Annotated in this window: 18 protein-coding genes; 9 read left to right on the top strand and 9 right to left on the bottom strand. The window is 36.8% G+C overall.

Annotated features, from left to right (window positions below):
* Window positions 1-549: 549 nt before the first annotated feature.
* The 6 genes from PVV69_RS01595 to ihfB all read right to left on the bottom strand — a co-directional run bounded on the left by PVV69_RS01595 (window position 550) and on the right by ihfB (window position 5,953).
* Window positions 550-2,391, bottom strand: a complete 1,842-nt coding sequence (locus PVV69_RS01595) for an MFS transporter (protein ID WP_273756200.1) — start codon at window positions 2,389-2,391, stop codon at window positions 550-552.
* A 532-nt stretch (window positions 2,392-2,923) separates the two neighbouring features.
* Window positions 2,924-3,427 (bottom strand): signal peptidase II, encoded by a 504-nt coding sequence (gene lspA, locus PVV69_RS01590; protein ID WP_273756199.1) that lies wholly within the window; start codon window positions 3,425-3,427, stop codon window positions 2,924-2,926.
* Window positions 3,424-4,272 (bottom strand): RNA methyltransferase, encoded by an 849-nt coding sequence (locus PVV69_RS01585; protein ID WP_273756198.1) that lies wholly within the window; start codon window positions 4,270-4,272, stop codon window positions 3,424-3,426. Before PVV69_RS01585 ends, lspA begins: the two co-directional genes overlap by 4 nt.
* A 2-nt stretch (window positions 4,273-4,274) precedes the next feature.
* Window positions 4,275-5,207, bottom strand: a complete 933-nt coding sequence (locus PVV69_RS01580) for a class I SAM-dependent methyltransferase (RefSeq protein ID WP_273756197.1) — start codon at window positions 5,205-5,207, stop codon at window positions 4,275-4,277.
* Between the two features lie 162 nt (window positions 5,208-5,369).
* Complete coding sequence (locus PVV69_RS01575) at window positions 5,370-5,666, bottom strand: lipopolysaccharide assembly protein LapA domain-containing protein (protein ID WP_273756196.1); 297 nt, start codon at window positions 5,664-5,666, stop codon at window positions 5,370-5,372.
* A gap of 8 nt (window positions 5,667-5,674) precedes the next feature.
* Entirely contained in the window at window positions 5,675-5,953 is a 279-nt protein-coding gene (gene ihfB, locus PVV69_RS01570) for an integration host factor subunit beta (protein WP_208442056.1), read from the bottom strand.
* 191 nt (window positions 5,954-6,144) lie between these two features.
* Between ihfB and lptC the strand changes: the two genes are divergently transcribed.
* The 3 genes from lptC (at window position 6,145) to lptB (ending at window position 8,287) form a co-directional block, all read left to right on the top strand.
* Window positions 6,145-6,789, top strand: coding sequence for an LPS export ABC transporter periplasmic protein LptC (gene lptC / locus PVV69_RS01565; protein ID WP_273756195.1), 645 nt, complete (start codon window positions 6,145-6,147; stop codon window positions 6,787-6,789).
* 85 nt (window positions 6,790-6,874) lie between these two features.
* A complete protein-coding gene (locus PVV69_RS01560) occupies window positions 6,875-7,486 on the top strand; it encodes an LptA/OstA family protein (protein ID WP_273756271.1) in 612 nt (203 codons plus the stop codon).
* Between the two features lie 6 nt (window positions 7,487-7,492).
* Window positions 7,493-8,287, top strand: a complete 795-nt coding sequence (gene lptB, locus PVV69_RS01555) for an LPS export ABC transporter ATP-binding protein (RefSeq protein WP_273719650.1) — start codon at window positions 7,493-7,495, stop codon at window positions 8,285-8,287.
* 634 nt (window positions 8,288-8,921) lie between these two features.
* Here the strand turns inward: lptB and PVV69_RS01550 are convergent.
* Window positions 8,922-9,080: a hypothetical protein gene (locus PVV69_RS01550; protein ID WP_273719649.1), complete on the bottom strand. Its 159-nt coding sequence runs from the start codon at window positions 9,078-9,080 to the stop codon at window positions 8,922-8,924.
* A gap of 385 nt (window positions 9,081-9,465) precedes the next feature.
* Here PVV69_RS01550 and ptsN point away from each other — a divergent pair, with 385 nt between their 5' ends.
* From ptsN to rlmN, 3 genes are all read left to right on the top strand, one after another.
* Window positions 9,466-9,930 carry a PTS IIA-like nitrogen regulatory protein PtsN gene (gene ptsN, locus PVV69_RS01545; RefSeq protein ID WP_273719648.1) on the top strand — a complete coding sequence of 155 codons (465 nt, stop codon included), beginning with the start codon at window positions 9,466-9,468 and terminating at the stop codon, window positions 9,928-9,930.
* A gap of 1,599 nt (window positions 9,931-11,529) precedes the next feature.
* On the top strand, window positions 11,530-12,033 hold the full coding sequence (locus PVV69_RS01540; protein ID WP_273719762.1) for an invasion associated locus B family protein: 504 nt from the start codon (window positions 11,530-11,532) through the stop codon (window positions 12,031-12,033).
* 40 nt (window positions 12,034-12,073) lie between these two features.
* Window positions 12,074-13,303 (top strand): 23S rRNA (adenine(2503)-C(2))-methyltransferase RlmN, encoded by a 1,230-nt coding sequence (gene rlmN, locus PVV69_RS01535; RefSeq protein WP_273719761.1) that lies wholly within the window; start codon window positions 12,074-12,076, stop codon window positions 13,301-13,303.
* A 2-nt stretch (window positions 13,304-13,305) separates the two neighbouring features.
* On the opposite strand, the gene PVV69_RS01530 is transcribed toward rlmN, so the two are convergent.
* Window positions 13,306-13,944 carry a LysE family translocator gene (locus PVV69_RS01530; RefSeq protein ID WP_273719647.1) on the bottom strand — a complete coding sequence of 213 codons (639 nt, stop codon included), beginning with the start codon at window positions 13,942-13,944 and terminating at the stop codon, window positions 13,306-13,308.
* Window positions 13,945-14,207: 263 nt separating this feature from the next.
* Here PVV69_RS01530 and PVV69_RS01525 point away from each other — a divergent pair, with 263 nt between their 5' ends.
* From PVV69_RS01525 to PVV69_RS01515, 3 genes are all read left to right on the top strand, one after another.
* The gene (locus PVV69_RS01525) at window positions 14,208-15,434 is read left to right on the top strand and encodes an argininosuccinate synthase (RefSeq protein ID WP_273719646.1); all 1,227 of its coding nucleotides are present in this window, start codon (window positions 14,208-14,210) and stop codon (window positions 15,432-15,434) included.
* 391 nt (window positions 15,435-15,825) lie between these two features.
* Window positions 15,826-17,487 carry a lysine--tRNA ligase gene (locus tag PVV69_RS01520; protein WP_273719645.1) on the top strand — a complete coding sequence of 554 codons (1,662 nt, stop codon included), beginning with the start codon at window positions 15,826-15,828 and terminating at the stop codon, window positions 17,485-17,487.
* Window positions 17,487-19,064, top strand: coding sequence for a peptide chain release factor 3 (locus PVV69_RS01515; protein WP_273756194.1), 1,578 nt, complete (start codon window positions 17,487-17,489; stop codon window positions 19,062-19,064). The genes PVV69_RS01520 and PVV69_RS01515 overlap by 1 nt, the downstream gene beginning before the upstream one ends.
* Window positions 19,065-19,521: 457 nt before the next feature.
* On the opposite strand, the gene trxA is transcribed toward PVV69_RS01515, so the two are convergent.
* Window positions 19,522-19,842 carry a thioredoxin gene (trxA, locus tag PVV69_RS01510; RefSeq protein WP_273756193.1) on the bottom strand — a complete coding sequence of 107 codons (321 nt, stop codon included), beginning with the start codon at window positions 19,840-19,842 and terminating at the stop codon, window positions 19,522-19,524.
* Window positions 19,843-19,889: the final 47 nt, after the last annotated feature.

The following is a 19,889-nucleotide window of genomic DNA, read 5'->3' as shown; positions in this document are numbered from 1 at the left end:
CAAAAAACTCCAGGCGCCGCTGGCGAAATTCCAGCATACCTTTCCTTATTATGGAGATTTATTTTAAAATTACAAGAGACTTCTCTTGGCAAGAAACCTTAAAAATTGGTAATGAAAGAAGATGTTTGATCGAGAAAATTGAGTCTTTTTAGTAAATTTTTACAAAGTGAGAGAAGTTATTTTAGTAATGTTTGCTTAATGCGCAAATATCAGAAATTTGTTTTTTGCATAGTATCATTGGTAGTCAGCAAAATGTTCATGATATTTAGGGTAAGGGCAGCAGTTTTTAGAGCTAAAAGGAATTTATAAGAGTTAAGAATATAATTCATAATTTATAGTGTTTATAAGATTTTTAATATTTTTATTCGTCTCCTCCCCTCATGAATCCACTGTCTTTAAGTAAGAGAAACTTTAATAGTATTTGTACACACCCTATGATTATGAGAATATCTAATGAATTTTTGAATAAATTGATCACTTTAATTCTGAAATTAAAAAGACGATATAAAACAATTATTTGCCAGTAAGTTAAGTGGTAGGCAAGACTTTTTATACCGTATTAAAATCAACAGGCTTATAGATGACAACTGTTATTTTAGGAAAAAGCTTACGGCGTTTATGAATATCAGAAAAATTTGAAAAAAAAGATTTTTTAAAACCATAAATTTTAATAGGAACCACTTTTGCTTTATCAATGATAATGGTGCTCTTTTCAGAAGTCTTCATGAAATATTTCGTCACAGAGATATTTTTTTCTAGAAAAACAACCACAGGTTTCTTTTGTAGTAGGGTGTTTATAAAATAGCGATTTGTGAACGGTTTAGTGAGATCGGTAGGATAAGCATTTATATATTTAGCAAACGGACGCATCCACCAAAGTTTTGCAGTATGAGCGTCAATAACAATAACTGGGTTTCGCAAGTTTATTATTTCACAAAGAGCGAGAGCCAGAAAAACATTGAGAAAAGAGAGATGGTTAAAAGCAAGAATGGGGGATTTCCCAGCTTTGGAAAGATTTTTTATCCCTTTGATTTCTAAACGAAAAAATAATCGGAAAAAAATAAAAATAAAGTCGCGAAGAGAATCCGTAGGCAAATATTTTAGCGTAGCAATTGCAGTTATGAAAGAGCTGATACTAAGAATAAGAACGATTTTATCAATTGAAGCACCAAGATATTGGATAAAAGTGATAATACCTGCTCCAATAACCATAATAGCAGCATTGAGGATGTTATTAGCAGCAATAACACGTGCGCGTTTATGAGGTTTAGCCCAAGCTTGCAGTGCAGAAAATCCAGGAACAACAAGAAAAGTACTTGAAATTGCTGCCAAGGCAAAATCAAACGTAATATGCAATAATTTCGGATGAGAAAGGAAATCAATAAGCTTTTCAGCTTTTAATTTGGGATAAATATCGTTCAGAACAACACTTAAGTCTAGACAAACAAGGCCAAAGATAAAAGTTCCTATAACTGCTAATAATAAATTAATTCGTTCCGCTGAAAGCCAAGCCACCATCGCAGAACCAACAGCAGCAAAAATGGAAAACAATGTTAAAAACATGATAGTTCCATTGGGAAGGCAATTGAGAGAAGCAGTGAGTATTGGAATGATGGATAGTAATGTGGCACCTATAAACCAAAACCACGAGATCATAAGGCTTACAATCAGTAAGCGCTTTTCTTGGATACAGTGTTTAAGAATAGATTTAGTGGCACGTATGATGTTATAGTCAACAATAAAGTTCGATTGTACAGGAATGTTTTCTGGCATAAAGCAGCTTGTAGCCCAAGAAAATAGAGCAAAAGTTATTATAATGATTGCTGGAATAATTTGTGTTTGGTCTTGAAAATCGAAACTAAGGCCAGCCAACAATGTTCCTAATAAAATAGCAATAAATGTTGCTGTTTCCATCCATGCATTGGCACGTGGTAAGTGAGATTTTGCCATATGATCTGGTAATGTTGCATACTTAATAGGTCCAAAAAGTGCTGAAGCAGAACTAAAAAGGAATAAACATATCATCAGCAAAGTGATAGAAGATAGAAAAAGAGAGCCCGCGGTTGCTAAAGCAATAAAGAGAGTAAAGAATTTAATCAAACGAGCTACCTTTGCTTTACTAAAGCAATCAGCTAATTGGCCTCCTGTTGCAGAAAATAAAAGATAAGGAAGTGAAAAAACGCCATTTGTTAAGCTAATAAGACTTGGTTGGTATTCTAAAGTACTACATGTGATAATGAGAAAAACCAAAGTATTTTTAACAAAATTGTCGTTAAAAGCAGCGAAAAATTGGCTCCAAAACAAAGGTGCAAAAGCACGCGAATTCAATAAAAAAGAACGATCATCTGCGTTTAGGAAACTTTTCGAAGGAGGCGAATTCTTTTCATTCATCTTTCTTCTCCTTATCATTGAGTTTTATACTTTAGTAAAAGAGACAGTACATTTCCAAGCAAAAGAGAAAAAAATAATATGTTTTTTTGATTTCAAGTCAAAAAAGGGGCTGTATTTCCTATTTAGATGAATAAGTATAAAGAGGTTAGAAAAACAAAAAACTATTAGAATTAATTGCAGCTTTGTACATACTATCCACAGTTCAATTTTAAGTTGCTTGATGTTTTCAGATAAGTGTAAGAGCTTAAAAGAATAGGAACATGATAGTTTTATCGTACTTTTGGCGAGAGAACGGTTTTTAACTGCTACCGATTAAGACGTTGGAATGAAGAAAAAATAACATATCAGAATAAGCTTTGATATTTGATCCATGTAATTTAACGAAGAAATTGAAAAGAAGAAGCATAAATCTAAAAGATATACGCTTTTAGAGATGAATGGATTTAAATTTTTTTAATCGAAATTTATGCATAAAAACTGACAATATACCGCTCTGTTTTGATTTCGCTATCGAGGGGAAGAAGAAACACTTTTATTCAGAAGAAGTGCTATTGGAGACGCTTTTGCTTTTAATCCAGATACGCAATTCATCGATAAGGATAGCAATGACACCGATTGTGATAAAGCTATCAGCAAGATTGAAAACAGCAAAATAAAAAATGTCATCGATATGAAAAAGGATATAATCAGTAACATGATGAAAACGAATACGGTCAATAAGATTGCCAATTGCTCCACCAATGATGAGGGTAAGAGCGAAGCGCATTAAAGACCTATCACATGCAGTATTTTTCCATAACCATAAGAGGAACACAATAATAGCAAGCGTAATAGCAATAAGTCCCCAGTGAGAAAAGGAAGAAAAAAACGAAAATGCAATACCAGAATTACGCACATGATAAAGAGAAAGAAAAGGAAGAAGTGGGTTCGCTGTTCCAAGGGGTATATTGTGCATAACCCAGTATTTGACGGCTTGGTCAAGTCCTATTGTCATGACCAAACCAAGAAGAAAAAAAAGCAGTGATTTACGTATCATATTCTGGTCTCGCATGGTTCTAGCGTTAAATAAGGACGGCGAATTTCGTAAAGCATGATAGCTGTTGCTATCGCGAGATTAAGTGAGTCCGCGCGTCCACTTTGTGGAATGCGCGCAAGCTTATCACAATGATTTGCAAGAGACTCTGGTAACCCCTGTTTTTCATTTCCCATGAGAAGTATGACGGGACCATGTTTAAAATCAATTGTACGATAATCGGTAGATCCTTTAAGATGCGTACCAACAATCGTGCCTTTGAAGTGATCAGACCAGTTTAAAAAAGCAGTTTCATCACAATGATAAAGTGGTATAGAAAAAATTGATCCCATTGTTGCACGAACGGTTTCAGGTGAAAAAGGATCTGTTGTTTCACCGATCAAAATAACGCCTTTAGCGCCTACGGCATCGGCTGTACGAATAATAGTGCCAAGATTGCCAGGATCACGCACTCGATCAAGCGCAATATACACATCTTCGACCTGTTTTTTTATCGTTTCAAGGGGGTGCCACTGTTGTTTGAAGATACCAATAACTGTTTGTGGATTATCACGCCTAGTTAGTGATTCCATCACCTTGTGTGAAGCTTTAATGACAAAGCCGCTATTGGCTACAGTGCGTGCAGCGATATTTTCGATAGAACTATTACCAATTTTGCTTTTCGAAAAAATGAGTGTTTGTATTGTCCAACCGAGATTGAGAGCATCAATGACCAATTTTAGTCCCTCTGCCATGAAAACACCTTCTCGATTACGGTTTTTTTTCTGGCTGAGTGCGCGCAGGTCTTTGATAAGAGGATTGCTAACAGAGGTGATTTCTTTAACTTTACCAATTTTGGGTATACACATGTTCAGGCAATCCAACGGCTAAAAAGAGAAGTAGAAAGGGCGCGTCCTGCGGTTTCTTCACGTAAGATCAATTCTCCTGATTCGAGTGTACCACCAAGATTTATCAATTCATCACGCATTAAAGTATGAAGTGCATAGAAAGAAGCGCGAATGGAATAAGCGGTAAGTACTATGGCAAGAGGTTTATCCGAGAGAAGTTTACGACAATTTGTGATCATAGCAGGTAAATGATCAAACAATTGCCAAATTTCACCATGGGGTCCACGTCCATAGGCAGGAGGATCGAGAAGAATCATATCATAACTTTTTTTACGACGTATTTCGCGGTCGACAAATTTTACGGCATCATCACAAATCCAGCGAATGGGATAATCTGATAATCCTGCTCTTTCTTGATTGGCTTTTGCCCAAGCGATGGCTTTTTTAGAAGCATCCACATGTGTAACATTTGCACCCGCACGTGCGCCAATCAGAGAAGCAATACCTGTATAACCAAAAAGATTAAGCAATTTGATAGGACGCGTTGCTTTTACAATTTGTTCTTCTATAAAGCGCCAATGAGCGTCTTGCTCAGGAAAAACCCCTACGTGACGAAAGGAAGTAAAACGGCCTAGAAAAGATAATCCATTCCAAGAAAGTGGCCAAGTTTCACCAAGTGTTTTTTTAGGAAAATGCCAACGACCAACACCTTCTTCATCGAGGTTTCCTGTGAAAAGAGCATCGACATCAGCCCATTGCTTTTGTGATAAAGCGGGTTTCCACAACGCTTGACCTTCTGGTCGAATAATGCGGTAAGCTCCATAACGCTCTAATTTTTGTCCATTACCAGAGTCAATAAGAGCATAATCTGCACTTGCCCCTGTTTCTAAAATAACAGGTACGTTCTCCTGCGGATATCTATCATTATGGCAAGATTGAAAGAATTGTGCAGGCATATTTGGTATCGCGATACAGGTTTTTACAAGTTTATGTTACAAAGCTCTTCAATTTTTCCCAATAGTAAAAAGGGCTGTAGTCTATTAAAGCATGTATAGAAAAAAAGAAAAAGTTCATTTTTTTTCTGTATTGAATACAACAAAGAAAAGACTTCACGAAGATCATACGATATCTGTGATTGATTTTTTTAATTTCTCGAGCTCAGCTTTGCTTTTTTTGAGGGCTTTTTTGCATTTATGATATGCAAACCAATTGCTTAAGCTTCCAAGTAAAATACCAAGACCGAAAAAAATAAAGAGCCATATAAAAAAAGGAGCGTTGTAAGTAAAATTTTCCGAGTTTGTCTGAAAAGGATCAAGTGTTAGCGTAACCATTTGACGATTAGCTACGATAAAAGCAAGCAAAAGTCCTGTCGGAATCAGCAAAGTAATTGCAAAAAGGATACGTTTAATTGTCATGAATTTACTCATTGATTAAGTCGATCACGTAAATCCTTGCCAGTTTTGAAAAAAGGAATCCATTTTTCTTCAACAGCAACGGCTTCACCTGTTCGTGGATTACGACCATTACGTGCTGAGCGACTCTTGACAGAAAAAGCTCCAAATCCACGCAGTTCAACACGATTACCATTTGCAAGCGCTGTTGAAATTTCCTCAAAAATAGCGTTCACAATATTTTCCACATCACGTTGAAAAAGATGCGGATTTTGACGTGCAATAATCTGTACAAGCTCTGATTTAACCAAAATAGCCTCACTTTCACACCAAAAAGATTTTCTATAATTGTGCATTTCATGCATGCACATTACAATATATAAACGAATGGAAATAAAATAAAACCAAGAAAAAACAAATTGCAAGAAACAAAATTTGAAAATACCTTTTAGAGAGGTTATACAAGTTGAAAAACACGGAATATTTAAGAGATTAGGAGAATATGTCCGTACACAATCATTATGAAGCCTTTTCGGCACAATCACCGTTGGGGGATGTTTTTAAAAAAGCATCCCGTCATTCGCGTCGTATTATTATATTAAAGTTTTTTTTACCTTTGTTGGCATTGGCTGCTACCCTTGCTTTTTGCTGGTTTACATTTTTCTTCACACCCACGGCTTCTGAGCCAGTGACTTTGAATAACGAAGAAGAAGAGGTAACGAAATTGACAATGCTTAATCCTAAATTAGAAGGTTACACGCGCGCTCATGAACCTTATTGGCTTAAAGCAGAAAAGGCATTTCAAGATTCTACACGTTCTGGGACAATTGGGCTGCAAAACATTACAGCTGAAACGCTTATTGGCAAACAACGACGAGTTTTTCTTGATGCACAAGGGGGATTTTACGATAATATCAAGGGTTTCTTACGATTGGATAAGCCATTCACTATTACAACAAATGACGGTATGATTGCACAATTTATGGCTGCAAATATTAATTTATCTGAGGGGCAATTAAACACAGATCAACGTGTCAATATTAAGCGTGTTGGTTTGCATCTCGCAGCAAATGCTTTGCAAATTCGAGAAAAAGGGCAAAATATCTATTTTCATGGCGGTGTGCATTTAGTGCTTGATAAACAATAAGGTCATATCAATAGGAATCATAAGTGATTTTTATGAAAAAGAAATATGCGTATCTGTGAAGAGAAGAAGAGTGAGAAGTAATGAAATGAAGCTGAGGGGAACATACAAAAAATGGATAGGGGGTTCTTTGGCTTTGAGCATGGGGATGTTAGGGATTGGAACAGTTTTGGGATATGCTGAAGTTGCCCATTTTGGCATTAATTTATCAAATGACAAAGGACCGGTAGAACTTTATGCCAATTCTTTAGAAATACGTGACAAAGAGGGGATAGCGCTTTTTAGTGGTGATGTTTCTGTGGCTCAAGGTGAACGTCTTCTGCGAACGGAAAAATTAGTTGTTTACTATGATAATAAGAAGCACAATGTTGCTGACAAATCCCAAACAGATACAAAGGCATTATCGCCTGCTTGGTTTGGTTCAACGGGTGTTAAGAAAATGGAAGCTTTAGGAAAGGTTTATATAAAAATTGCGACACAAATCGCTACGGGTGATAAAGGTGTTTTTGATGGAAAATCAAAAATAATGAGCTTGACAGGCAATAATGTTGTATTAACCGATGGTGATAATGTAGCAACAGGGTGCAAATTAACGGCAGATATGAAAAGCGGAAAGGCTTTTCTAGAAGGTTGTGAGAAGTCTAAGAAAAAGGGCCGTGTTTCTATTATTTTTAAACAAAGTCAAAAGAATGGCCATTAAGGTTTCATGTTTGGAATCAAAAGAAAAAAACAGACAGACAGACCTGATCTAGCAAGTGAAGCTTTAAAAAAGCGCTTAAAGGGGACTTTAATTGCTAGTCATTTAATGAAGATTTACCGTGGAAGACAGGCTGTTAAGGGTGTTTCTTTTGGCATTCGTACTGGAGAAGCTGTCGGCATTTTAGGTCCCAATGGTGCGGGAAAAACGACGTGTTTTTATATGGTTACAGGTCTCATTAAGTCTGATGGAGGCTCCATTAAAATTGACGGATTTGATATTACCCACCTTCCGATGTATCGACGTGCTCGTTTAGGTATTGGCTATCTTCCTCAAGAAGCTTCTATTTTTCGTGGTCTTTCAGTAGAAAATAACATTAAAGCTGTTTTGGAGGTTGTTGAAAAAGATCGTCTTAAACGACGAGAAGAATTAGATAGTCTTTTACATGAATTCAAAATTGATCATTTACGCAAAATGCCAGCACTTTCTTTATCTGGGGGGGAACGTCGACGACTTGAAATTGCTCGCGCTTTAGCTTCTCGTCCCAGTTTTATGTTACTTGATGAGCCCTTTGCAGGAATTGATCCTATCGCTATTTTTGATATTCAGCAGCTTATTCGTCATTTAACGAGGCGTGGCATTGGTGTTTTGATAACGGATCATAATGTACGTGAGACATTAGGGCTTGTCGACCGTGCATATATCATTCACGCTGGACAAGTATTAGTTCACGGTTGTCCTAACGATATTATCAACAATGTTGATGTGCGCAGAATTTATTTAGGAAATCAATTTTCTCTCTGATTGTACAGTTTTTATTCGTTCTTAGTTACCCTTAAACAGACCAACATAATGGACATAAGCGCTATTTTTATACATTCATGAGAGGAATATAAAACTTCGCGTGATTCTTTATAAAATATGCTCGATACGCATTTCCGCTACATAATCAAAATTTATTGCTTCATTGCAAAAAGGATGACAATGTTGTTAAGAGATTTAAATAAAGAGAGTAGATAGAATTGTTTGAGGGATAAAGAAAAATAGGCTTTTGTAGTTGTGTTAGGCAATATTTTTTCAAGAAGATTGTATTCATATTATTCTTGCTGAAATCCACCTTAATTTGTACCAAAATCTCTTTTATAATTATAATCTTAAATGAGATTTTTCTAAAGAGTAGAAAAGTCTTCATGAAGATGGAATGACTTCATTGTTTTATAGGTTTAGTTTGCTTTTGATGATACCCATGGAAAAGATATCACTAGATTAAGCTTATAATGAATGGTAAACGGAGCTGTAAATGAGTACGCGTGTTGTTAGAAGGTATAGATATTAATAATATTTTCTCTGTCGAATCAAACAACATATCGATAATGCTATTTCGGATATTTTGATGGTAATGCCATGGGTTATATATATTATGGTTATCAAGTAGGATTTATGATATTTTGCTGGCTTGCATTGCGTATTTAAAGCCGGTCGCATGGCTGCCGATATCAGACCAAATCTGTGAATCTTTTTTAATAACCATTGAATGATTTAAAGCCTTTGAGATGTTTGTCGTTTGGCGGAGTTCAAGCTGCACGGTGATTGTCAAAATAGAGTGCCTTTTTCCTCGATATGTTTGTTATTTTAGAGAAGCTAGCTTTTAAAAGACAGAAAAAGACCGGATAAGGAATTGTACACTAACTGTTGTAATTAAAGGATAGATAAATTTATGAAAAATGGCTTTTGCTAGTATTATAGGGAAATTAATTTTATAGAGAATCTCATTTCCTTGTTTTCTCATGCTGTTAATTTAAGAGCTGAATGACTATTTATTGTGATGCGCTGAGAGTGATGGGAAATAAATTAAGCCATCCCCCGTTATAAATTGAAAAGTAATATCACATGTGATGATGCAAGAAAGTGGAAGAACTTTAGATAACACCATTTACAAGTTTGTAGGTGAGCATTTGAGCATGTAAAAGGAAAATTAAAGTATGAATTTGAGTGAGTTAATTGCACCGGAAGCAATTATTCCGGCTCTTAAGGCGAATTCGAAGAAACAAGTTTTGCAGGTTTTGGCTGAAAAAGCTGCTGAGCTGACAGGTCTTAGTGAACATGTGATTTTTGATATTGTTTTACAACGTGAAAAATTAGGTTCGACGGGGCTGGGTGGTGGTATTGCAATTCCTCATGGAAAATTACCGGATATTAACAGAATTATTGGTATATTTGCACGTCTTGAAAGCCCAGTTGATTTCGAAGCTCTTGATGATGAGCCTATTGATCTTGTTTTTCTCCTTTTAGCACCTGAGAATGCAGGTGCAGATCACTTGAAAGCTTTGTCGCAAATTGCACGTGTCTTACGTCATAGCGATGTTGTTCAAAAATTGCGCAACACTTATGATGCCAATGGGCTTTATACTTTACTGATTCAAAATTCAGAATCGAATGTAGCTTAAAGGATAAGGATGGTGTGGTGTTGTTGCAATAACACATTGATTTATAATGATAATCTAGCGTTATTTATATTGAATTAGAAATCCGAATAACGTAAGATTCTCTCATTTCAAATCTGTTTATCTTGAATCAATAAATATCACTTGCTTGCACGTCATAAGCGGGGCTTGTGTGTGGGTAAAAACTGGACAAGAAAGGAGTAAAAATGCTTCTTATGAATCGTCTTAGGTGCCAAGATTTGTCGCAACATTGGGAGCTGGCAAATATAATGATGGTGCTGGCTTGCGGATAGTGCACCACAGAGTAGGCTAGGAAATAATCCAATGTGCATTTAAAGAACGAAGAAGCGTAGGTCGCGTCATGTAATTTTGAAAACGCATTCTCAAGAGAATCGTTTTTTAAAAGAATGAGAAACAGAAAGAACACCTGATTTTTGTTGTTTTCCTCTACAGAGCATTTGTGATTATATTTCCAAATACTTTTTCTTTAAAGCACCTATGAGTTGAATTTTTTCATAAATCAAATCGGTTTGAGTATTTTTTATGACATGGGTATTGAAGTTCTAAAGAAGAATGAGAAATGCTGTATCCTTTGATTATGAGAAAAATTAACTGTTTAAAGATAGGCTTAGACTAAATGGCAGCTACTCTAGAAAGCTAATATTAAAAAAGGATTCCATACGGTAAAGAATAAAAATTACAGATTTTAAGTGAAACAAAAAGATTTTTTATGCGTGTATAAGCTTATTCAATCATGATTTGATAAAGAGGTTGTCAAAAAACGATAAGGTAGAGAGTTTAGAAACGGTTGCGAAAAAAGTTTGATATTTTTGTTTATAAATGACATCAAAAAAAAGATAGCGAGATTTGCCAAATCAATTTTTTTAAAAATTGTGCAAGAGAAGGAAGGTTATCGGATGTATTAAAACAATTAAGCATGTGTAGATTTCTAGAATCACTTCAAAAATTGGTAAATTAATATGATAAGGCATATAGTACGATTAAATAATATTGAAGTAAGCAAAATGATTTACGATGGTTGATGCAGGAGCTTTATGCTCTAGGGCTTTAAGATCATGATGAGGTGGTATCTCAACGATATTGAAGACAAAGTATGGACACACTATAGTTGATGAAAGACAGTGTGTATTTAGCAGTTTTTATGAAAGTAAAAGGTTGAATATATAAAGGTTATCAGGGAGATTCGAAAAACTGTGAAATTTGGAATATTTTTTATGGGATGCGTTGCCAAGATTTTGTAGCAAATTGTTTTTTGTAAAAGAGAGTGGTTTATTTCTTAAGAGGGTAATGGTATATTTTCTAGCTTTCAATTGCTTAAAGAAAGAGTTTTTGCATGAGAAACAACATTTGTTGCATAAAATCAAAATGTTGTTTTTTAGTCTTGCTGTTGAACAAAAAATTCATATTTTTGTAATAACTAAGAGGTCATAATTAGAAATTAAGAAACGGTTCGAATGAACGTTAAAATATTTCGCTTATTGAAAAGATTGGGACGACAACACTAAGGTATCGACGAGTTTTTGTTGAGCTTTTCCGATGAAGAGAATCTTGTTAGAGATTAAAGAAGTGAGCTAAATGAAGATGTTTAAAAAGACTGTTATTGCTGTATTTATAATGGTTCTGGTTTCTGCCGGAGCAGTATTTGCACAAACGCCAAGTCGTTTAAATCAATTTGAAGCTTGGGGAGCCTATACTTATAAATCGCCCCAAAAGACTATTTGCTATGTGTTGTCGGTACCTTTACAGTCTCTTCCAACGACAGTTAAACATGGTGATAATTTCTTTTTAGTTACCAAGCGGTCTCATTCTCCCTTCTCATTTGAACCACAATTCATGGCAGGTTACACACTTAAGGAAGGATCAAAAGTTACTGTTACCATTGGAGATAAGGATTTTGATTTTTTCACGAAAGATTCATCGGCTTGGTTAGCCTCATCAGAGCTAGAAAAGCAGCTTGTTTCTGCTATGCGTGCTGGAATGAATATGACAGTGAAAGCCGTTTCAAAACGGGGAACTGCGACCACCTATACTTATTCCTTAAAAGGGATAACCGCAGCATTAAATGCAACTCAGAAATGCCATTAAGGCTTTTTTAACTCTAACCTATGGGATAAATTGGGAAACAATGGCTATTTCCTATGACCTTAGACCCGTTGGCTCATGTCCAGCACGAGAAACAAGTCATGTTATCGTGAAGGAGTACTCTAAGCTTTCTTTAATTGGTTTATCTCAAGATGAAATGACACAAGCTTTAAAGGAAGTTGGTGTCCCAGAGCGCCAAACGCGAATGCGTGTACGTCAGCTCTGGCATTGGCTTTATGTGCGTGGTGTTTCAAATTTTGATGAGATGCGAAATATTTCTAAACCTATGCAAGAGATGCTTAACAGCCATTTTTCCATTGCACGCCCAGAGATTGTTGGAGAACAAATCTCAAAAGATGGTACGCGTAAATGGCTTTTACGCTTTCCAGCGCGTGGTGCTGGAAGACCTGTGGAAATTGAAACGGTTTATATCCCTGAAGAGGGTCGTGGTACTTTGTGTCTTTCATCACAGGTAGGATGTACGTTAACCTGTTCTTTTTGTCATACGGGAACACAAGTACTTGTTCGCAATCTCACAGCAGAAGAGATTTTAGCGCAATTACTCGTTGCGCGTGATTGTCTAGGTGATTTCCCTGATAAGGATACACCTGATGGGGCAATTGTTCCCGTTGAAGGACGCAAAATTACCAATATCGTTATGATGGGAATGGGAGAACCACTTTATAATTTTGAAGCAGTCAAAAAGGCTTTATTGATTGCTTCGGATGGAGAGGGACTCTCTTTATCAAAACGTCGGATTACGCTTTCAACCAGTGGAGTGGTTCCAGGCATTATCCGAACAGGAGAAGAAATTGGCGTTATGTTAGCGATTTCACTCCATGCGGTGCACGATACACTTCGGGATATGCTTGTTCCAATCAATAAAAAATATCCGCTTGCTTTGTTGATGGATGCTTGCCGTAATTATCCTGGCCTTTCCAATGCCAAACGAATTACATTTGAATATGTTATGTTAAAAGACATAAATGATAGTTTAGATGATGCTAAGCAGTTGATTCGATTACTAAAAGGGATTCCAGCGAAGATCAATTTAATTCCTTTTAATCCATGGCCTGGGAGTAATTATCAATGCTCTGATTGGGAACAAATTGAGCGTTTTGCTGATGTGGTTAATCAAGCAGGTTATGCTTCTCCTATTCGAATACCGCGCGGGCGCGATATTTTAGCAGCATGTGGTCAACTTAAATCAGCATCAGAGCGTTTACGTAAATCTGAACGTTTGCAGTTTGAAGATGCGGTAGGTAGTCAATAAACTCAATTTTCTGTTATGAGAAGATGAAGGGCAAAGCTGGTAAAAGTACCTGCGATAAGCCAGTCAAGAAAGCGAAGATAAAAAGGATTTTTCTTGAGATTTTTAAAAAGTTCATGTGCCATAAAAACAATAGAAATTGCAATGGGGAGAGAAATAACGATGTAAGAAAGCCCTAAAATAAGTAGTTTTTGCGTTGCCATAGGGTCGTTCGCATTAATAAATTGCGGTAAGAAGGTCACGTTAAAGAGAATAACTTTAGGGTTTAAAAGGTTAATTCCAATACCAGCAAGATAGTTACGTTTAGAGCTCTTGTATTGAGATGAGCTCTGTTCAATAGAAAATGTTGAGCGTTTACGTAATGCTTGAAGAGCAAACCATAAAAGATAACAAGCGCCAGCAATTTTAAGAAAAGAAAAAGCACGTGGTGAAGCAAAAATAAGAGCAGAGAGGCCAAGCGCTACACCAGTCACTTGAATGACAAAACCTGTTGCGCTTCCAAGAACACACATAATTCCGGCTTTTTTACTTTGTGTAATAGTTCGTCCTATAGAGAGCATCATGTCAGGTCCTGGAATAAGAGCTAAAATCAACGATGCCACAAAAAATTGTATTAAAATAGGCCATTCAGGAAAAAATGACATATAAACCTCTTCATTCTCGATAAAGGCGCTCAAGCTAATGATGCCACAAAAAATTATATTAAGATAGTTCATTCAGAGAGAAGTGCTATTTAAAGCCTTTTGTTGTTGTGTAAAGAGGTTTAAATAATTTACACTTCTTACAAATTACAAAAAGTGCTTCTTTACACATTCTTGTATGTTTTTGCATCTTTTAAGTGTTGTTCAAAAGGAGTTTATTTGCATATTTTTTAATTTCTCAAATTAAAAGAAAACGGAATTTTAAAATGAAAAAGTGGCAAAATATGAGAAAAGTTGTTTTAGCTTATTCAGGTGGTTTGGATACGTCCATTATTTTGAAATGGTTACAAAGTGAACGAGGTGTTGAAGTTGTAACTTTCACAGCTGATTTGGGGCAGGGGGAAGAGTTAGCACTTGCACGTCGTAAAGCTGAGATGCTTGGTGTTAAAGAAATCTATATAGAAGATTTACGTGAAGAATTTGTACGTGATTTTGTCTTTCCGATGTTTCGAGCCAATGCCGTTTATGAAGGAACCTATCTTTTGGGAACATCAATTGCTCGTCCACTTATTTCAAAGCGGCTTATTGAAATTGCTAAGGAAACAGGAGCCGATGCCATTGCCCATGGAGCAACAGGAAAAGGCAATGATCAAGTACGTTTTGAACTTTCTGCTTATGCACTTAATCCTGATATCAAAATTATTGCTCCCTGGCGTGATTGGGATTTTAAGAGTCGAACAGATTTGATTGATTTTGCACATGCCCATCAAATTTTGATAGAGCGGGATAAACAAGGCGAAGCACCTTTTTCAGTTGATGCAAATTTATTACATTCATCGTCAGAAGGAAAAATTTTGGAAGATCCAGCGACGCCTGCTCCAGAATATGTGCATATGCGGACTCTTTCGCCGGAAGCTGCTCCAGATCAAGCAACCATAATCACTATTGGCTTTAAAAAAGGTGATGCCGTTTCGATCAATGGGAAAAGTCTCTCTCCTGCAAATTTACTTTCTGAATTGAATGATTATGGGCGCGATAATGGTATCGGCCGATTAGATTTGGTAGAAAATCGTTTTGTTGGTATGAAATCGCGTGGCATTTATGAGACACCAGGAGGAACCATTCTTTTGGCGGCTCACCGAGCAATGGAATCTTTAACATTGGATCGTGGTGCTGCGCATTTGAAAGATGAGTTAATGCCGCGTTATGCAGAACTCATTTATTATGGCTTTTGGTTTTCACCTGAACGCAAAATGTTGCAAGCTGCTATTGATTTATCTCAAGAAAATGTTGAAGGTGAAGTGACACTCAAACTTTATAAGGGTAATGTAATTGTCGAAGGACGCCAGAGCAAAAAGTCACTTTACTCTAGTCAATTGGTTACCTTTGAGGATGATGAAGGAGCTTATGATCCAAAAGACGCTGCCGGCTTTATTAAATTAAATGCCCTGCGTTTGCGTACATTAGCGGCGCGTTCTCTAGAGTGTAAGTAAATCTCACTCTTACAGGTATCATAAAAGGGTGTTTTTTGTATAACATGTTTAATTTTGTTATTTTTCTAACGTATTGGTGTTAGAAAAGAGGTTAATAGTCTGTTTTTTATCCAATTCTAGAAGATTTCTTCTTGATGGTAATAAGTAAACTTTAGAAGAGCAGCAATTAAAATGCCAATAACAAAAACGAGTCCACGATATTGAAATAATAGTTATATTTCAGTGATATAAAAATAGAAGAAAATACAACAGAAAGAACAAGGTTGATCTTAGTGACAGCAAGAGCTTGATAGAAAGATTTTTGACAGCTTTTTGCTTGCTATTATTGACGAATGAATTCAAGAACCATACACCATACCATTAAAGAGTTTAATTTTTTAGGATAAAGATAATGATGCCTGATCATTGTGATACCGTTAGCCTTACGCCAGAATTAAAAGATGCGGCTGTTCAATCGAGAGCTTGGCCATTTGAAGAAGCACGTAAGATTATCAAACGATACGAAAAAACAGGTTATCCAAAAAATATAATATTTGAAACGGGCTATGGACCTTCTGGTTTGCCACATATTGGTACCTTTGGGGAGGTAGCACGTACCACCATGGTGCGTCATGCTTTTCATATTCTCACAGAGAATAAAGTGAAAACAAAATTGCTTTGTTTTTCTGATGATATGGATGGTTTGCGCAAAGTTCCAGATAATGTGCCTGATCGGGAGAAGATGGAAAGCTATCTTGGTCAACCGCTTAGTCGCGTCCCAGATCCTTTTGGTGATATTTATCCTTCTTTTGGAGCAGCAAATAATGCGCGTTTGCGCACTTTTCTTGATCGTTTTGGTTTTGATTATGAATTTGCCAGTGCTACCGATTATTATAGTTCCGGTCGTTTTGATGAAACACTCTTAAAAATTCTTGCTTGTTATGACAAGGTGATGGCAATTGTTTTGCCTACTTTGGGTGAAGAAAGGCGCGCTACTTATTCACTCTTTTTACCGATTTCTCCATTTTCTGGAAAAGTATTACAGGTGCCAATGATTGCTCGTAATGTTGAAAAAGGCACGGTCACCTATATTGAGCCTGAAACAGGAGAGACCATTGAAACGGAAGTAACGGGGGGAAAAGTTAAATGTCAGTGGAAGGTAGATTGGGCAATGCGCTGGACAGCGCTTGGTGTGGATTATGAAATGGCAGGCAAAGATCTTATCGATTCCACGAACCTTTCTTCTAAGATTTGTAAAGTACTTGGTGGAAAACCACCAGAAGGATTTAATTATGAGCTTTTTTTGGATGAGAAGGGTCAGAAAATTTCCAAATCCAAAGGAAATGGCTTAACCATTGATGAGTGGTTAACATATGCTCCAACGGAGAGTCTTGGGCTTTATATGTTTGCAAAGCCCAAAACAGCAAAACGACTTTATTTTGATGTTATTCCCAAAGCCGTTGATGAATATTATGCGCATCTTTCGGCTTATGGTCGCCAACAATGGAAAGAGCGGCTTAATAATCCGGTATGGCATATCCATAATGGTTGTCCTCCACTGGTTGATTTGCCTGTACCCTTTGCTCTGTTACTCAATTTGGTAAGCGCTTCAAATGCAGAGAATAAAGAGGTTCTTTGGGGTTTTATTTCTCGCTATGCTAAAGGAGCAAATGCACAAACTTATCCAGAACTTGATCAATTGGTGCAATTTGCCCTGAAATATTTTGATGTTTTTGTTAAACCCAATAAAAAATTTCGACCAGCAGATGACAGTGAACGGGCAACATTAAGGCGAATTGATGCAAAATTAGCCAGTTTGCCTGAAGCTGTTGATGGAAACACGATTCAAAATGCACTTCTTGATGTTGCACGTTTAACGGAACGCTACCAAGATCATAGCAAAAAAAGTCCTGAAGGGGGGCCTGGTGTTTCAAATGTCTTTTTTCAAATGTTGTATGAAGTTCTTTTAGGGCAAGAACGAGGACCACGGTTGGGATCATTTATTGCCTTATACGGGATTGATGAAATGCGTGCACTGATTGCTGAAGCGCTTGCGCGACCTGTGGGGGAATGATGGAAAAGCGCGTGCAAGAAGTAAAACGGCGTCGCACATTTGCAATTATCGCCCATCCAGATGCGGGAAAAACAACGCTAACGGAAAAACTGTTATTATTCGGTGGTGCTATTCAGCTTGCTGGTGAGGTAAAAGCGAAAAAAGATCGTATTCAAACCCGTTCCGATTGGATGCATATTGAACGGGACCGTGGTATTTCAGTTGTAACATCCGTGATGACATTTGAATATGCAAATCACATTTTTAATCTTCTGGACACTCCAGGGCATGAGGATTTTGCTGATGATACCTATCGCACTCTCACCGCTGTTGATAGTGCTATTATGGTGCTAGATGGTGCACGTGGAATTGAGCCTAGAACACTAAAATTATTTGAAGTGTGTCGAATGCGAGATATTCCTATCGTTACTTTTATCAACAAAATGGATCGTGAAGCACGTGATCCTATAGAGCTTTTAGATGAGATTGAAGAAAAGCTCGCCCTTGATACTGTACCAATAACTTGGCCGATTGGTACAGGTAAAGATTTTGTAGGAACATTTGATCTTCATCATAATCGATTTCGTCAAAAAGATGATGAGGTAACACAACAGACAGTTTCTAAGCTTGATGAGGTTGCAAATTTGCTTCCTGAATATCAACGCTTGAATTTTATGGAAGGCGTAGAACTTGCACGTAGTGCTTGCAAAAATTTTGATCTTCAAGCTTTTCGTGAAGGCCATATGACACCGGTTTATTTTGGTTCGGCTTTACGAAATTTTGGCGTTCGTGATTTGATTAATGCGCTCGTTGATTTTGGTCAAAGTCCTCGTGATCAGAGTGCAGATAAACGCAATATTGTTGCAACAGAATCTAAAATGACGGGGTTTGTGTTTAAAATACAAGCGAATATGGATCCTAATCACCGTGATCGTATTGCATTCTTTCGGGTATGTTCGGGAACACTGGAACGTGGCATGAAGACAAAATTAGTCCGAACAGGAAAACCGATAACACTTTCAGCACCACAATTTTTCTTTGCGCGTTCGCGGCAAATTGCTGATCAAGCTTATGCCGGTGATATTGTAGGAATTCCTAATCATGGAACATTGCGTATTGGTGATACCTTGACAGAAGGAGAAGATATCCTCTTTAAAGGTGTGCCCAATTTTGCACCGGAAATTTTGCGTCGTGTTTGTTTGGGTGATCCAATGAAAGCAAAAAAATTGAAAGAAGCTTTACAACAAATGGCGGAAGAAGGGGTTGTGCAATTATTTATCCCTGATGATGGTTCACCTTCTCTCATTGGTGTGATTGGTGCTTTGCAGATTGATGTTCTCAAAGAACGGCTTAAAATAGAATATGGCTTGCCAGTAAATTTTGAACCAGCACGTTTTAATATATGCCGTTGGATTTCAGCAGAGAGTAAAGATGAGCTGCAAAAGTTTCTTAACAATCACCGTTCTGCCATTGCCCATGATCTAGAAGGTGCTCCGGTTTTTTTAGCAGAAAACCATTTTTCACTAAATTATGAAACAGAGCGAGCACCGAAAATAAAATTTGCTGCTTTTAAGGATTATCAAATACGTTCTGAGTAAACTACAATAAATTGATTTATAAAGATAATTAATCGTTATTCATCTTGAATAAAGGCCCCCCATCTCCCACAATTATCTCATTTCAAATCTCTCTCATGGAGAATCAATCAAAGCCGTTCACTTGCACGTCACAGATGGGGCTGGCGTGTAGGTAAATGACATAAGCAAGAAATAAAAATACTTCTTATGAACCGCCTTAGGTGCCAAGGGCTATAGAAACATTGTGAGCTAGAAAAGAGTATAATGCCAATTTGCCTTTCATAAGTGTAAAGATGGCGAGTCAAGAGGCTTTATCATGATATCATTCATGGACACTGTCGGGAAATGGATTTAAGCTCTTTTAAGAGATGTTTTTTTAACAGATAAGTTTTAAAAGAAGAAAAAACTGTTCTCAAAAATCATAGAAAAAGGAGAGATACGCTCTCTCCTTTTTATAGAAAAATCCCTGTAAGAAGATTTAAAGAAGTCCTTTGATCCATTCAGAAATGCGTCCTTTGGCAGCAGCACCAACCATATTTGATGCAACATTTCCACCTTTGAACATCAATAAGGTAGGAATCGAGCGTACTCCATATTGGGTAGCTAGTTCTGGATTTTCATCGATATTCACTTTGGCAATTTTGACTTGATTTTGCATTTCCATTGAAATTTCATCTAAAATCGGAGCAATCATTTTGCAAGGACCACACCACTCTGCCCAAAAATCAACCACAACAGGGGTAGAGGAGGTCAGAACTTCATTTTCAAAACTGCTCTTATCAACTTTTATACATGTCATTGATTTGTCCTTTATATTCACTTTTATAGATTGGTACGATAACGCTT

Source organism: Bartonella sp. MM73XJBT, assembly GCF_028618465.1.
In the GTDB taxonomy this organism is placed as follows: Bacteria; Pseudomonadota; Alphaproteobacteria; order Rhizobiales; family Rhizobiaceae; genus Bartonella.
Note: the sequence above shows the minus strand (reverse complement) of the source record. Positions and strands in the feature narration are given on the sequence as shown.

Bases quoted from the DNA above. Each gene is read 5' to 3' on its own strand.
- PVV69_RS01595 (WP_273756200.1), bottom strand. From the start codon at position 2,391: ATGAATGAAAAGAATTCGCCTCCTTCGAAAAGTTTCCTAAACGCAGAT.
- lspA (WP_273756199.1), bottom strand. From the start codon at position 3,427: ATGATACGTAAATCACTGCTTTTTTTTCTTCTTGGTTTGGTCATGACA.
- PVV69_RS01585 (WP_273756198.1), bottom strand. From the start codon at position 4,272: ATGTGTATACCCAAAATTGGTAAAGTTAAAGAAATCACCTCTGTTAGC.
- PVV69_RS01580 (WP_273756197.1), bottom strand. From the start codon at position 5,207: ATGCCTGCACAATTCTTTCAATCTTGCCATAATGATAGATATCCGCAG.
- PVV69_RS01575 (WP_273756196.1), bottom strand. From the start codon at position 5,666: ATGACAATTAAACGTATCCTTTTTGCAATTACTTTGCTGATTCCGACA.
- lptC (WP_273756195.1), top strand. From the start codon at position 6,145: ATGTCCGTACACAATCATTATGAAGCCTTTTCGGCACAATCACCGTTG.
- PVV69_RS01560 (WP_273756271.1), top strand. From the start codon at position 6,875: ATGAAGCTGAGGGGAACATACAAAAAATGGATAGGGGGTTCTTTGGCT.
- lptB (WP_273719650.1), top strand. From the start codon at position 7,493: ATGTTTGGAATCAAAAGAAAAAAACAGACAGACAGACCTGATCTAGCA.
- ptsN (WP_273719648.1), top strand. From the start codon at position 9,466: ATGAATTTGAGTGAGTTAATTGCACCGGAAGCAATTATTCCGGCTCTT.
- PVV69_RS01540 (WP_273719762.1), top strand. From the start codon at position 11,530: ATGTTTAAAAAGACTGTTATTGCTGTATTTATAATGGTTCTGGTTTCT.
- rlmN (WP_273719761.1), top strand. From the start codon at position 12,074: ATGGCTATTTCCTATGACCTTAGACCCGTTGGCTCATGTCCAGCACGA.
- PVV69_RS01530 (WP_273719647.1), bottom strand. From the start codon at position 13,944: ATGTCATTTTTTCCTGAATGGCCTATTTTAATACAATTTTTTGTGGCA.
- PVV69_RS01525 (WP_273719646.1), top strand. From the start codon at position 14,208: ATGAAAAAGTGGCAAAATATGAGAAAAGTTGTTTTAGCTTATTCAGGT.
- PVV69_RS01520 (WP_273719645.1), top strand. From the start codon at position 15,826: ATGATGCCTGATCATTGTGATACCGTTAGCCTTACGCCAGAATTAAAA.
- PVV69_RS01515 (WP_273756194.1), top strand. From the start codon at position 17,487: ATGGAAAAGCGCGTGCAAGAAGTAAAACGGCGTCGCACATTTGCAATT.
- trxA (WP_273756193.1), bottom strand. From the start codon at position 19,842: ATGACATGTATAAAAGTTGATAAGAGCAGTTTTGAAAATGAAGTTCTG.